This window comes from Sneathia sanguinegens (assembly GCF_001517935.1).
In the GTDB taxonomy this organism is placed as follows: Bacteria; Fusobacteriota; Fusobacteriia; order Fusobacteriales; family Leptotrichiaceae; genus Sneathia; species Sneathia sanguinegens.
In genome coordinates this window covers 123,852-138,343 of record NZ_LOQF01000002.1, presented here as the reverse complement: position 1 = coordinate 138,343, position 14,492 = coordinate 123,852, and the positions used below count along the sequence as shown (strand labels likewise).

Annotated in this window: 17 protein-coding genes; 16 read left to right on the top strand and 1 reads right to left on the bottom strand. The window is 26.5% G+C overall.

Annotated features, from left to right (window positions below):
* The 11 genes from AWT65_RS01640 (at position 1) to AWT65_RS01590 (ending at position 10,043) form a co-directional block, all read left to right on the top strand.
* The gene (locus AWT65_RS01640; RefSeq protein ID WP_066728701.1) at positions 1-1,125 is read left to right on the top strand and encodes a L,D-transpeptidase; all 1,125 of its coding nucleotides are present in this window, start codon (positions 1-3) and stop codon (positions 1,123-1,125) included.
* 18 nt (positions 1,126-1,143) lie between these two features.
* The gene (locus AWT65_RS01635; RefSeq protein ID WP_066728699.1) at positions 1,144-2,874 is read left to right on the top strand and encodes a phospho-sugar mutase; all 1,731 of its coding nucleotides are present in this window, start codon (positions 1,144-1,146) and stop codon (positions 2,872-2,874) included.
* Positions 2,861-3,541 (top strand): hypothetical protein, encoded by a 681-nt coding sequence (locus AWT65_RS01630; protein ID WP_066728697.1) that lies wholly within the window; start codon positions 2,861-2,863, stop codon positions 3,539-3,541. The genes AWT65_RS01635 and AWT65_RS01630 overlap by 14 nt, the downstream gene beginning before the upstream one ends.
* Before the next feature lie 168 nt (positions 3,542-3,709).
* Positions 3,710-4,483, top strand: a complete 774-nt coding sequence (gene rpsB / locus AWT65_RS01625) for a 30S ribosomal protein S2 (RefSeq protein WP_066728696.1) — start codon at positions 3,710-3,712, stop codon at positions 4,481-4,483.
* Entirely contained in the window at positions 4,483-5,391 is a 909-nt protein-coding gene (gene tsf / locus AWT65_RS01620) for a translation elongation factor Ts (protein ID WP_066728695.1), read from the top strand. Before rpsB ends, tsf begins: the two co-directional genes overlap by 1 nt.
* 51 nt (positions 5,392-5,442) lie before the next feature.
* Positions 5,443-6,147 (top strand): UMP kinase, encoded by a 705-nt coding sequence (pyrH, locus tag AWT65_RS01615; protein WP_066728694.1) that lies wholly within the window; start codon positions 5,443-5,445, stop codon positions 6,145-6,147.
* Between the two features lie 12 nt (positions 6,148-6,159).
* Complete coding sequence (gene frr / locus AWT65_RS01610; RefSeq protein WP_066728689.1) at positions 6,160-6,717, top strand: ribosome recycling factor; 558 nt, start codon at positions 6,160-6,162, stop codon at positions 6,715-6,717.
* Positions 6,718-6,727: 10 nt separating this feature from the next.
* Positions 6,728-7,765, top strand: coding sequence for a rod shape-determining protein (mreB, locus tag AWT65_RS01605; RefSeq protein WP_066728687.1), 1,038 nt, complete (start codon positions 6,728-6,730; stop codon positions 7,763-7,765).
* Positions 7,765-8,193, top strand: coding sequence for a dUTP diphosphatase (gene dut, locus AWT65_RS01600; protein WP_066728684.1), 429 nt, complete (start codon positions 7,765-7,767; stop codon positions 8,191-8,193). Before mreB ends, dut begins: the two co-directional genes overlap by 1 nt.
* Positions 8,174-9,166: an O-antigen ligase family protein gene (locus tag AWT65_RS01595; protein ID WP_066728682.1), complete on the top strand. Its 993-nt coding sequence runs from the start codon at positions 8,174-8,176 to the stop codon at positions 9,164-9,166. Before dut ends, AWT65_RS01595 begins: the two co-directional genes overlap by 20 nt.
* Positions 9,135-10,043, top strand: coding sequence for a transglutaminase domain-containing protein (locus tag AWT65_RS01590; RefSeq protein WP_066728675.1), 909 nt, complete (start codon positions 9,135-9,137; stop codon positions 10,041-10,043). The genes AWT65_RS01595 and AWT65_RS01590 overlap by 32 nt, the downstream gene beginning before the upstream one ends.
* 41 nt (positions 10,044-10,084) lie before the next feature.
* Here AWT65_RS01590 and AWT65_RS01585 read toward each other — a convergent pair whose 3' ends face one another.
* Positions 10,085-11,395 (bottom strand): NCS2 family permease, encoded by a 1,311-nt coding sequence (locus AWT65_RS01585; protein ID WP_066728673.1) that lies wholly within the window; start codon positions 11,393-11,395, stop codon positions 10,085-10,087.
* A 314-nt stretch (positions 11,396-11,709) separates the two neighbouring features.
* On the opposite strand from AWT65_RS01585, the gene mreC reads away from it, so the two are divergent.
* The 5 genes from mreC to nrdR are packed head-to-tail and all read left to right on the top strand — an operon-like array spanning position 11,710 to position 14,492.
* The gene (gene mreC, locus AWT65_RS01580) at positions 11,710-12,528 is read left to right on the top strand and encodes a rod shape-determining protein MreC (RefSeq protein WP_066728671.1); all 819 of its coding nucleotides are present in this window, start codon (positions 11,710-11,712) and stop codon (positions 12,526-12,528) included.
* Positions 12,528-12,998 carry a hypothetical protein gene (locus tag AWT65_RS01575; protein ID WP_066728670.1) on the top strand — a complete coding sequence of 157 codons (471 nt, stop codon included), beginning with the start codon at positions 12,528-12,530 and terminating at the stop codon, positions 12,996-12,998. The genes mreC and AWT65_RS01575 overlap by 1 nt, the downstream gene beginning before the upstream one ends.
* Positions 12,986-13,585 carry a DNA repair protein RecO gene (recO, locus tag AWT65_RS01570; protein ID WP_066728669.1) on the top strand — a complete coding sequence of 200 codons (600 nt, stop codon included), beginning with the start codon at positions 12,986-12,988 and terminating at the stop codon, positions 13,583-13,585. Before AWT65_RS01575 ends, recO begins: the two co-directional genes overlap by 13 nt.
* Entirely contained in the window at positions 13,572-14,030 is a 459-nt protein-coding gene (locus AWT65_RS01565; protein ID WP_066728668.1) for a PTS sugar transporter subunit IIA, read from the top strand. Before recO ends, AWT65_RS01565 begins: the two co-directional genes overlap by 14 nt.
* Positions 14,031-14,033: 3 nt before the next feature.
* Complete coding sequence (gene nrdR / locus AWT65_RS01560) at positions 14,034-14,492, top strand: transcriptional regulator NrdR (protein WP_066728666.1); 459 nt, start codon at positions 14,034-14,036, stop codon at positions 14,490-14,492.

Here is a 14,492-nt window from a genome sequence, read left to right as displayed (position 1 = left end):
ATGAAAAAAATTTTTATTTTATTTTTCATATCCTTTGTATCTTTTTCAAATTATGTTGAAAAATATGCAAATAGCGATATAGAAAATGTAGTTTTTTCTGAAGCATATGCTAAATATGCTTCAAAATCAGATAATTATGTTGTCGTCCAAAAAAGTGTTTATGCCAAGGTTAAAGCTTCTGAAAAAGCAAAAAATATTTTTAAAATCCCTGTTAATTCTAAGGTGGAATTATTAGCCTTGTGTGAAAATAATGGTAAATTATGGTATGAAATAAAATATAAAAATAAAATTGGATATATTTTAAAGAAAAGTGCCATACAAAGAAAGTTTTGCTTTGAAAATGGTATAAATGAGGCAGAAGAAATAACAAAATTTTTAGAAAAATTTAAAGATAATTTAAGAGTTGTTGATTGTTATAGACCTCTTAATTTACAAAAAAATACTAAAAAAGATAAATTTGGAAATTCTGGAAATCAAAGTATAATATCGTATACTAGCGATAAAAAACAAATTTTTAATTTGCAAGATAGAACAATTTTAGCACTTGTTTCTAGTAATGAAAAAGACTATAATATTATAGTTGATAAGTACCCTAAATTACTATTATCAAAAAAATATGCAGCTAATTTAAAAAAAATTAGCCTAGGAGAAGTTAGAAAATTTATTTATGTTGATAGAAAAAATCAAAATCAATTTGTTTTTGAAAAAGATCCTAAAACAAATAAATATATAATTTTATCAGCAGGTTTTGTAACCACTGGGAAAAATAGTAAATATGGCTTTGAAACACCTTATGGTAACTTTTTGGTAGCTATTAGTAAACCAGTTATGACTTACACTTCAGATATAGACACAACAAAAATAATAGGTGATGCTAAAAGAGCAATTCGTTTCTCAGGTGGAGCATATATACATGGAATACCTTCATTGTATGAACCAAAGGAAAATAGAAGTAGTAGAATAGCATATACACAAACAAAACTTGGGACTTATCCTTTATCGCATAAATGTGTTAGAAATCATGATGAAGTTATGAAAAAGTTGTATGAATGGGTTGGAGTAAGTTATATAAACAAAAATGGACATAGAACCCCAAAAGAACCAGTAATAGTTATAGTTAGATAAAATAGGAGGGAAAATAAAATGGAAGAATTTATGAAAAAATATGAGGAGTGGCTTAACTATAAAGATCTTGATAAGGATCTAAAAGAACAATTAGAAGAAATTAAAAATGATAAAGATGAAATTAAAGATAGATTTTATCAAGAATTGAAATTTGGAACAGCTGGTTTGAGAGGAAAATTAGGAGCTGGTACTAATAGAATGAATAGATTAGTTATAGCAAGAGCTACAAAAGCCTTAGCAGAAGTCATAATTGAAGAAGGTAAAGAAGCTATGGAAAAAGGAATAGTTTTTGCACATGACTGTAGAATAATGTCTCCAGAATTTGCAAGAGAAGCGGCTTTAATAATGGCAAGTGCAGGAATTAAAACATATCTATTTGAAAATTTAAGACCTACACCTGAATTATCATTTGCTGTTAGATATTTAAAATGTACTTCAGGAGTTAATATTACAGCTTCACATAATCCAAAGATATATAATGGTTATAAGGTATATTGGACAGAAGGTTCTCAAATAAAAGACAAAATAGCAAATCGTGTATTAGATAAAATGGCTCATATAGATCTTTTCAAAGATTATAAAACATTAAGCTTTGATGAAGCAGTTAAAAGTGGTAAATTAACTATAATAGGTGAGAAAGTAGATAGAGCATATTATGAAAAAGTAAAAGAACAATCATTGAGGGCAGATTCTGAAATAGATAAATCACTAAGAATAGTTTATACTCCTTTAAATGGTGCAGGATATAAGGCTGTTAGAACAGTTCTAGCTGAAAAAGGTTATGAAAATGTATTTGTTGTAAAAGAACAAGAAAATCCTGATGGACATTTCCCAACTATAGCTTATCCAAATCCAGAATTTGTTGAAGTTTTTGAATATGCTAATAAATTATGCGAAAAAGTAAAAGGAGATATTATAATAGCAACAGATCCAGATTCAGATAGATTAGCTATAGAAGTTGTACATGAAGGTAAAATTATTCCAATAAATGGAAACCAAGCAGGAGTTTTATTGATTAATTATCTATTGTCAACTATGAGTGAAAAAGGACTTATGCCTAAAAATCCTGTAATAGTTAAATCAATAGTAACAGGAGAAATGGGAAGACCTATTTGTGAAAAATATGGTGTAGAATTAATAAATGTTTTAACTGGATTTAAGAATATCTGTGAATTATCTAATAGATATGCTGTTACAAAAGAAAAGACTTATGTTTTAGGATATGAAGAAAGTGTTGGATATAATGTTGGAACTTTTGTAAGAGATAAAGATGGTGTTACATCAGCTGTTATGTTTGCTGAAATGGCTGCATATTATAAAAAACAAGGTAAAACTTTATACACTGTATTAGAAGATTTATTTAAAGAATTTGGATATTATAAAGAAAAAGGTATTTCAATAGTTCTTGAAGGAGAAGAAGGACAAAAGAGAATAGCTAGAATGATGAAAGAATTTAGAAAATTATATCCAAAAGAAATAAGTGGAGTTAAAGCAGTAGAAACTACTGATTACTTAGAAGGAATTGTTACAAACTTACAAAATTCAAAAGAAGAACCTACAAATTGTGAAAAAACAAATGCATTTAAGGTAACTTATGAAGATGGAAGCTGGTATACATTAAGACCTTCTGGAACAGAACCTAAGATTAAATATTATCTATATGTAAATGATAAATCAGAAAGTGTAGCACAAAATAAATTGGAAACTTTTGAAAAAGTAGTATTGGAAGTAGTAAATGGAATTGAATAATAAGAATATAAAAAAGATATTTTTATCTGCTCTTATAGGGTTTGTATTTGCTATACTAAGCTTTGGAGTATTAAAAATTATTGGTGGATACAAAGTTGAAACTACAATGTATGTTAATGATAAATATTTAAAAGAAATGAATGAGGACGCAAAATATATATTGAGTTCTTTGAATTATTTAGATTATTTAAAAGATAGCTCAAAATTAATAAATAAGCTATTTAATAAAACAGATGAATATAGTTTAACAAAGGCTCTTTTAGTTGAAAAACCTGGAGAAGATTCAACAGTTAAATTAACATTTCAAACAAAGGATAAAATTGATGCTATAGCATTTTCAAAAGAATATGCAAAATTAGCAAATGAATATATTTTATCTTGGAAAACTAAATATTTTACAGAAATGGTTAATAATTTAACAAGACAGTATAATGAACTTAATACTAAAACAAATATAATGGAATATAGAGATGCTTTAGCAGATTCAACAATTTCAAAATTAGTAAGTTATAAGCAAATAAAAGAAGATCAAAGTTCTATTATAACAATAACAAATTATAGAATAAAAAGTAGATATAATAAAAAATTAATTTGTTTAGTAATGTTCTTATTGGGGGCTTCGTTACCTATGATATATGAAACATATATAAAAAAGATATTAAAATAATAATAGCTTAGCTTTCATTTTAATGAAAGCTAGGCTTTATTTTAATTGACAAAAACCTTAAGCTTATGCTAGAATATATCTAAAAAGGTGTCTAAATAGATTGGTGTTTGGTGACTATAAGTTTTGCACTGAGTTTAGATACTAAAAAAACCAAATAGGAGGAAGAAAATGGCTGTAATAAGCATGACACAATTATTAGAAGCAGGTGCACACTTTGGGCATCAAGCAAAGAGATGGAATCCTAAAATGAAACCATATATCTACGCAGAAAGAAATGGTATACACATTTTAGATTTAAAACAAACTTTAACAATGACAGAAAAGGCTTATGATTTTGTAAGAGAAATCGCAAGTGAAGGTGGTAAAGTTTTATTTGTTGGAACTAAGAAACAAGCACAAGATGCTGTAAAAGATGAAGCATTAAGATGTGGTGGTTTCTATGTAAATCAAAGATGGTTAGGTGGACTTTTAACTAATCTACAAACTATCAAATCAAGAGTTAAAAGATTAAATGAATTAGAAGAAATGGATGCAAGTGGAGAACTTGACACAGCATATACTAAGAAAGAAGCAAGCTTATTAAGAAAAGAATTAGCAAAACTTGAAAAAAATGTTGGTGGAATAAAGGGTATGTCAAAATTACCAGCTGCTTTATTTGTAGTTGACATTAAAAAAGAATTCTTAGCATTACAAGAAGCTGCAAAATTAGGAATACCAGTAATAGCATTAATAGATACTAATGTAGATCCAGACTTAGTAACTTACAAAATACCAGCAAATGATGATGCTATAAGATCAGTTGCCTTATTTGCTTCAGTAATTGCAAATGCAGTTATAGAAGGACAAGGAGGAGCTGAAGGTACAGAAACTCTTGAAGAAACAGAAGAAGTAAAAGAAGAAACTACAACTCTTTCAGAAGATGAAGTTATGGAGGAAATGTAATGGAAATAAAGGCAAGTTTAGTTAAAGAACTTAGAGAAAGAACAGGAGCAGGAATGCTTGATTGTAAAAAAGCTTTAACTGAAAATGAAGGAAATATAGAAAAAGCAATAGATTGGTTAAGAGAAAAGGGAATTTCAAAAGCTGCAAAGAAATCAGGAAGAGTAGCAGCAGAAGGTTTAGTATTTGCTAGAGTAACTGAAGATCATAAAAAAGCAGTTATATTAGAATTCAATTCAGAAACTGATTTTGTTGCAAAAAATGTAGATTTCAAAGAATTTGGTAACATTTTAACAGAAAGAGCATTAGATACAGAAATTACAACAGTAGAAGAACTTAAAAAATTAGAATTTGGTGGAAAGACTGTTGAAGCTCAATTAACAGAATTAATTGCAAAAATAGGTGAAAATTTAAATTTAAGAAGATTTGAAGTATTAAAAGGTTGTTGTGATACTTTTGTTGTTGACTATATACATATGGGTGGAAAAATCGGTGTTTTAGTTAAGGCAAAGGGAGAAGCTACTGAAGAAAATATTGAAAAGGTAAGAGGAGTTGCAATGCATGTTGCTGCAATGGATCCTAAATTCTTATCTAAAGAACAAGTAAGTTCAGAAGACTTGAAAAGAGAAGAAGAAGTATTAAGAATTCAATTTGCTGAAGAATCAAAAGCAAAAGGTAAGGTAGTAAAGCCTGAAATGCTTGAAAGAATAATATCTGGAAAAATTGGAAAATACTATGAAGAAAATTGTCTAAAACAACAAAAATATGTTAGAGATGATAAAAAAACTGTTTCTGAATTTTTAAAACCAGTTGATGTTGTTGCATATGTAAGATACAAAGTTGGTGAAGGTATAGAAAAGAAAGAAGAAGATTTCGCTGCAGAAGTAGCTGCACAAATTGCAGGAAAATAACAGGTTATATAAAGGAGTTTTCTTAAACTCCTTTTTTTAAAAGAGGTAATTATGAAATATAGAAGAATATTGCTAAAATTGAGTGGAGAAGCTTTAGCAGGTAAAAAAAATTTTGGCTTTGATGAAGAAGTATTACTAAGTTTTGCAAAACAAATTAAGGAATTGCATGATAATTCTGTTCAAGTTGCCATTGTAATAGGTGGTGGAAATATTTTTAGAGGATTATCAGGAGAAAAATATGGAGTTGATAGAGCAACTGGAGATACTATGGGTATGTTAGCAACAATTATGAATGGTTTGGCACTTCAAAATTTTATAGAAAGTTTAGGAGTTCCAACTAGAGTATTGACATCTATTAGTATGCCAGAAATTGCAGAACCATATATAAGAAGAAGAGCAATTAGACATTTAGAAAAAGGAAGAATTGTAATTTTTTCAGCCGGTACAGGTATGCCATATTTCACAACAGATTCAGGTGGTGCAATAAGGGCAATTGAAATACATGCAGATATTTTAGCAAAGGGAACAAAGGTTGACGGAATATATGATAAAGATCCTTTAAAATATAGCGATGCTAAAAAATACGAAGAAGTTAGTTATGAAGAAGCAATTGTAAAAAATTTAAAGGTTATGGATGCAACAGCCCTTTCATTGTGTAAAGAAAATAATATGCCTATAATTGTTTTCGATGCCTTATCAGAAGGAAATATGTTGAAATTAGTTAAGGGTGAAAAAATAGGTACTATAGTAAAATAAATAGGAGGAAATATGATAGAGAATCTTTTATTAGAAACTGAAGATAAGATGTTAAAAGCTGTAGAAGCGACTAAGGTTAAATTTTCACATGTTAGAGCAGGAAGAGCAAATGTTTCAATGATAGATGGTGTTAAAGTTGATTATTTTGGACAAATGACACCTTTAAATCAAGTTGGAACAATTTCAACACCTGAAAGCAGACTTATTGTGATAGATCCTTGGGACAAATCTTTAATACCAATTATAGAAAAAGAAATATTAAAAGCTAATTTAGGATTTACACCTTCAAATGATGGAAGAGTTATTAGATTAGTTTTACCAGAATTAACAGAAGATAGAAGAAAAGAATATGTAAAAATAGTAAAAAAAGATTCAGAAGATGGAAAAGTAGCTATTAGAAATATTAGAAAAGATGCAAATACTCAATTGAAAAAATTTGAAAAAAATAGTGAAATAACAGAAGATGAATTAAAAAATGCGGAAACTAAAGTTCAAAAATTAACAGATAAATATGTTGGTTTAATTGATGAAATATTAGCTAAAAAAGAAAAAGAATTATTAAGCATATAGAGGAAAAATTATGATATTAGATAGATTTTTCAATTTTTTTAGAGTTAGTAAAAAATTAGCAATAGATTTGGGAACTTCAAATGTTTTAATTTATGATAGACAAAGAAAAAAAATTGTCTTAAATGAGCCATCTGTAATTGTTAGAGATAAAAAGACTAATAAAATAATTGCAGTTGGAAAAGAAGCAAGAGAAATGCTAGGTAAAAATCCCGATGTAATAAAAGTTATTAAGCCATTGAAAGATGGTGTAATTTCTGATGATAATTCTGCAAGAGATATGTTGACTGAATTTATGAAAAAGGTTTATGGTGTTTCTATATTCAAACCAGATATAATGATTTGTATTCCAATTGAAGTTAATACAGTAGATAAAAGAGCTTTATTTGAATCTGTAAGTGGTGCAAAAAGAATATACCTTATAGAAGAAGGAAGAGCAGCTATAATAGGTTCTGGCGTCAATATTTCCCTACCTATGGGAAGTATGGTTATAGATATAGGTGGAGGTTCTACCGATATAGCGATATTATCACTTAATGAAATAGTTGTGAGCAAATCAATAAAAATGGCAGGTAATACTTTAGATCAAGATATTATAAGATATGTTAAGACAAATTTAAACTTGGTTATTGGTGATAGAACTGCTGAAAAGATAAAAAAAGAATTGGCAACAGCTATTAAAGTTCCAGAAGATAAAAATGCTGTTTTACCAATAAGGGGTAGATCTTTAACTACGAATACACCATATGTGCTTGAAATAACTGCTAATCAAGTGCAAGAAGCTATAGGTAGAACAATTGAATCTATGGTAGATAGTGTTAAAGAAGTGCTAAGTAAATGCCCACCTGAATTAGCAGCAGATATATTAGATAATGGTATAGTATTAACAGGTGGAGGAGCATTAATAAAAAATTTGGATAAATATATAGAAGAAAGAACAAAAGTTCCTGTAAAAATAGCAGATAAACCATTGGAATCAGTTGTTGTTGGTGCAGGTTTAGCATTTGATAATAAGGTATTATTAAAAACTTTACTAATGAGGGAAAATTAATGAAAATAAAAAAAATAAATAAAAAGGCAATTACACCTACTTATGGTACTAAGTTTTCAGCAGGAGCAGACTTATATGCTTGTTGCGATGAAACAATTATTATAAAACCATTTGAAACAAAATTAATTCATACAGGAATTTGTATGGAAATTAAAGAAACTTTAGTAGGTTTGGTTTTTGCAAGAAGTGGTTTAGCTACAAAAAAAGGTTTAGCACCAGCTAATAAAGTTGGAGTTATAGATAGTGATTATAGGGGAGAAATTATGGTTCCTTTATATAATCAAACAAATGAAATTAAAGAAATAAAACATGGAGAAAGAATAGCACAAATAATATTTATGCCATATATTCAAGAAGAATTTATTGAAGTTGAGGAATTATCAGAAACATTAAGAGGTGAAGGTGGCTTTGGAAGTACAGGAAGATAAAGTATTAGTTTGGCTTTTATTCTGTCTATCAATATTACTAGGTGTTTCATATATAGCTTCAATGGCCATAATGTTAGTAATAGTGGCTTATTCTTTATATAAAAGATATAATTTAAAATTTAAATCTATATATATATTATTCCTTTTAAATATACTAGTATGTGTATGTTACAAAAATTATCTTGGAATTGCAACTAATATAGCACTGATAGTATTTTTTTATCTAAGTGATATTAGTAATTTGTTAAATTTTTCTGTGATAGTTAAATACTCGGCTATAATGGGCTTAATTGAAATAATTTTTTCATTGTTATTAAATCATAGAGCAGGAATTTATAGTTTTTTTAATCCAAATTATTATGGAGCTTATTTAGCTTTATTAATATTAGCATATAGTTTTAAAAAATATGATAGAAAATATTTAGTGGTATTTATAATAGCACTAATATTAACAGGTTCTAGATTTGCAGTAATTGCTTTGGTTATTACATATACTCTTAGTATATTTTTCAAAAATAGGACATTAGGAATAAGTTCTATTGTAATAGCTTTAATATATTTTTATTTGGTATATAAGGGAATACTACCCTTCGTTAGATCTGATACTATTAGTACCTATCTTGACTTACGATTGTGGATATATCAATTAGGAATAAAAGCTATAAAGACTGGTATATATTTTGGACATGGACCAACATATTTTTACGAATACTCAAAGCATGTATATCCGCATACACATAATATTTTAATTGAGTTTATACTAAGTTTTGGTATTTTAGGTTTGATTTATGTAATTTATGTATTAAGACATATAAGATTAAATAAAAAAAGATTATTATTATTAGTGTTGGTACTTATACATGGTCTAGCAGATTATACTATTTTTTGGCCTCAAACAGCCTTATTATTTTTAATGTTATTTAATAGTGAGGGAAAAAAAGATGTATCAAGTTGCTCAAGTAAAATTAAATGAAAATATACTTAATTTTAAAGAAAATATTGAATATGAAGATGAAGCTTCTCTTTCACATGAAAAAATAAGAAGTGAAGTTAATGAAATTTTATCTAAAAATTGTATGGAAAATTTAGCATATTTATCTAGTGTGCTTACTACATCATATGAAAATAAAACAGAAGTAAAATTAAGTATGAAATATGAAGTTACAAAACAACAATATATTAGAGGGATGAAAAAATTAAACGACTGGATAAAAGAAAATATAAAAGACGGAATGACAGATTATGAAAAAGTAAAACTTATACATGATTATATTGCAAATAAAGCAGAATACATAACTAGTTCAAAAGAGTATAATGTTTATACATGGCTTAGTATTCTAATAGGTAAAGGTGGAGTATGTGATGCATATTCTAATTTATTTTATGAAATGTGTAGAAAAGCAAATTTAGAAGTGAGAATATTAAGTAATAAAGATCATTCTTGGAATAAGGTCAAAGTAGACGGAGTTTGGTATAATGTTGATGTAACTTGGGATGATCCTATTGAAAATTCCGAATTTAATTATATATATTTTTTAAGAAGTGATAGTTTCATTGCTAAAAGTAGAAAAAAACCTAGTGAAAATTTTGAAAAAGCATATAAAGATTATCCTAGGTCAAAAATTAAATATACAAATGGCGAAGGTTTAATAGAAAATATTGAAGATTTAAAAAAAGCATTAAAAGAAAAAATTTCTAAACAAAGAGAATTTAAAATATTTTATGATGGTGTCATAGATGGAGAAACAATATTTGATGTAATAAGAAAAACTATTGGAGATAATAAAGTATATAATGTAAATATTGTAGATGATAAATTTGGAAAGATGATTTATATAAATATCAAATAAAAAAAAGCGATTATGATTTTTATTCATAATCGCTTTTTTAATTATATAAATGCTTCTACAATATATCTAAGTACAAATATTATTGCTAATATATACATTACAAGTGAAACTTGTTTTCCTTTTCCAGTTATGAATTTTATAACAGTATATGAGATTATACCAAATACAATACCATTTGCAATAGAATATGATAAAGGCATCATAATAATTGCAAGGAAAGCAGGTAAACCTTCTGTAAAGTCATTAAAATCAATTTTAACAACATTACTTATCATAAATAAACCAACTACTATAAGTGCTGATGCTGTTGCACAAGAAGGTATTATAGAAAAAATTGGTTCAAATATTAATGATACTAAGAATAAAATAGCTGTAACAAGAGCAGTTAATCCAGTTCTACCACCTTCAGCAACTCCTGTAGCACTTTCAACAAAAGTTGTAACTGTTGAAGTACCAAGAATAGAACCTACAGTAGTACCAATAGCGTCTGAAAATAATGCTTGTCTTGCTCTTGGAAGTTCTCCTTTTTCATTTAGCATGTCAGCTTTAGAAGCAACTCCTACTAAAGTTCCAACTGTATCAAATAAATCAACGAATAAAAATGCAAATACAGCAACTAACATGTTAAATGTAAAAATATTTTTAAAATCAAATTTGAAAAATACTGGTTCTATACTAGAAGGTAGACCGATTATGTGACTAGGAACTTTTGCAACATGTAAAGGAATTGCAATTAGTGTAGTAATAAGCATACCAAGTAAGATACCACCTGGTATTTTTTTAATCATTAAGAAAAGTGTAATGAAGATTCCAAAGATAGTAAGTAAAGCTTCAGCACTTGTTAAATTTCCTAAAGTTAAAGGTATACCTTTACCAACTGTAACTAAACCAGATTGGAATAAACCTATGAAGGCTATGAATAGTCCAATACCAGCACTAACAGCATTTTTTAGTGATAAAGGAATGGCATTTACAATTTTTTCACGAATATTTGAAAAAGTTAATATTATAAATATAATACCTTCAATTAAAACTGCAGTTAAAGCAAATTGCCAACTTAAACCTTTACCAAGAACTATAGTATATGCAAAGTATGCATTAAGCCCCATACCTGGTGCAAGTGCAAAAGGATAATTTGCAGTTAAAGCCATAATTACAGTTGCAATAAATGCTGAAATAGCTGTAGCAGTAAATACTGCTCCCTTATCCATACCAGTTTCAGATAAAATAGTTGGATTTACAATTAAAATGTAAGCCATTGTCATAAAAGTTGTAATACCTGCTAAAATTTCAATTTTAACAGAAGATGAATTTTCTTTAAGTTTAAAGAAATTTTCTAAAAATGTTCTCATAAATAATCCTCCTCAAGATCATTTTTAAAAAAATAACTTAAAAGGAAACTTGTTCACAAAAAATACAAAGCCTAGAAGGTAGGCTCCAAGTGAAACCTACCTCCTAGGCTTTTATCCTTTAGGTGTAATGCAATATTTTGCACCTGTGTCGCTCGGTCTAATGAACCCTAGACACACTTTCTCTTTTAAGTTATTTTTTTTGTCTTTGTGCTTAGATAATAGCAGAAATTAAGAAAAATGTCAAATATTTAATTTCTTTAATATCTAGTTAAAATATGGTATAATAATTAATAAAACAACGAAAGAGTGAAATAATGGGAAATAGATATAAAAAGAAAAATAGGAAAAAAATAATAATATTAGTAATAGTTATTATTATTTTCTTCTTTATAAGAAAAAAAATAGTAAATGGATATACTATTATAGTAGAAAAAGTTAATTTCAATTTTGTAAAATATAAAAGAAGCATGTATAAGGATGCTATAAATTTTAAGCAAAAAATTGACATAGTTTCAAATTCTGATAAATATATTGAAGATTATAAAAAACTTCAAGAAAATTATCAAAGGGCTGAATTGAATTTGAATCAAATGGAAATGTTAAAAGAAGAAAATAATCAATTAAGAAACACACTGAATTTAAAAGAAAATTTGCCATTTGATACTGAAATTGCTGAAGTAATATTGGCGGATTATAAAGATGAAGGGCTTATATATATCTCTAAGGGTAGAAATGATGGACTTGCATTAAATCAAGTTGTAATATATGATGGAACTATGATAGGTAAGATTACAAAATTGGAAAATACATATTCTGAAGTTAGTCTTTTAACAAACAGAGATTTAAAGATAAGTGCTATAATAAATGATGAAGATCCCGTTATTTTAAGAGGAAATGGAAATGGTACTTTTTCTGTGAAAAACTATAATAAAGAAATAGATATAGATAAAAATAATATGTTTTCTATTAAAACTTCAGGAATAAGTGATACCATTTTGAAAGATATAAATATTGGAGCATATTATGTTAAAAATAGGGATTTATTTAAACAAACAAGGGAGTTAATATTTAGACCAAATTATAATTATTCAAAAATAAAAATAGTATTAATAGTAAAAGGGGGTAAAAAATAATGAAAAAATATTTATTAATTTTATTTTTTTCAATTATAAGTTTTTCTAATTTTTTAAGTACATCATTTAATGCAAGAATACATGAAATAAGTGGAAATAGAGAAAAAGTTTATCTTTTAAAATATAGTCCTAATTTTATAGAAGTAAAGGTTGAATTTCCTAATACGAATAAAGGTGAAATATATACATACAAAAATGGTAAAAAATATATATATTTTCCTAAGTTAAAACAAACAGTAGAACAAAGTATATCTAATTCAGACAATGATTTATTTAAAATGTTAAATGAAATGAAAAAAATAAATAAAAGTTGCACAAAGAATAATAAAACTTATTATGTTAAAAATGGTAAAATTGAAAAAATAAGTACAAAAACTTATACTGTAAATTTTGAATATGTAAATGAAAAGCCTAGAAAAATAACAATAGTTAGTGGAAAAGATCATGTGGAATTTTTATGGACATATTAAAAGACGAAGCAATAGTCTTAAAAAGAAAATTCTATAATGAAGATAATATATTTGTTAGTATATTTTCAAAAGAATATGGAAAAGTAACCTGTTTAGCTTATGGGATAAGAAAAAGCAAAAAAAAAGAGTTATATGCTCTTAATCCAACAAATTATATTTCTTTTGAAATAAATAAGAAGGGGATAAATAGCATTTTAAAAGATTTTTATTTGCTTGAGAATTTTTCAAAAATTTATTCTAGTATTGAAAAAGTTCAAATATCTATATATATAGTTTATGTACTCGACAAAGTTCTTGAATATACACAATGTGAAAAAGATTTGTATGATGATATAAAAAAAATATATAAATTTTTGAATGAAGTAGATAATAAATTCTTTTTGAATCAAGAATATCAAGATAAATTCTTATATAGATTTTTAAAAAGACTTTGTTTAGATTTAGGAATATATGATGATAGTATAATTAAAAATATTAGTGTAGCTAGAGAAAAAGTTAAGATATTTGAAAGATATTTATCAGCATATTTTGATATAGAAATAGACTATAATAAAATAATAAAAAGGAGTATATATGAAAAAAATTAGTGAATATTTAAAGGTACAAAGTATAGACTTAGATTTAAAGTCAAAAGATAAAAAAGCTATTTTAAAAGAATTGTTTGAAAAATTAGAAAATTGTAAAGAAGTTACAAACAAGGAAAAATGCTATGAAGATTTATTAGAAAGAGAAAAACTTGGAAGTACAGGTATAGGTGAAGGTTTTGCTATACCACATGCAAAATCAACAGGTGTTAGTGAATTGATTATGACAGTCGGTATTTCAAAAGAACCAATTGAATATGAAGCTGTAGATGGAAAACCAGTTAACATATTTTTCATGTTTTTATCACCAAATGAATTATCACAAGAATATTTAATATTGTTAGCTAAAATTTCAAGATACATAAGAGAAAATAATTTTAAGACACAATTACTTAATGCTAAAACACAAGAAGATATAGTTCAAATATTAAATTCAAAGGATGAATAGAATATGAGATGTATTTTTTGTAAGTATGAAGATACAAGTGTAGTAGATTCAAGGTTGATAGATAATAATAAAATTAAAAGAAGAAGAGAATGTAAAAAGTGTAAAAAAAGATTTAATACTTATGAAGAAGTTGAACAACAACCTATACTTGTTATAAAAAAGGACGGAAGTACACAACCATTTTCAAAAAATAAGATATATAATAGTATAACTAGAGCCTTAATAAAAAGAAATATTAAACCTGAATGTATACAAGATTTAGTTTTAGATATAGAAAATGAAATAAGGGAAGGTTATTCTAAGGGGATAAATAGTAAAAAAATTGGAGAAATAATTTTAAAAAAATTATTGCTAATAGATGAAGTTGCCTATGTGCGTTTTGCATCAGTATATAATAAATTTGATAATTTAGATAGTTTTATTGAAATAATAAATAAAATAAAAAAGGAAAAGGAAGAATAA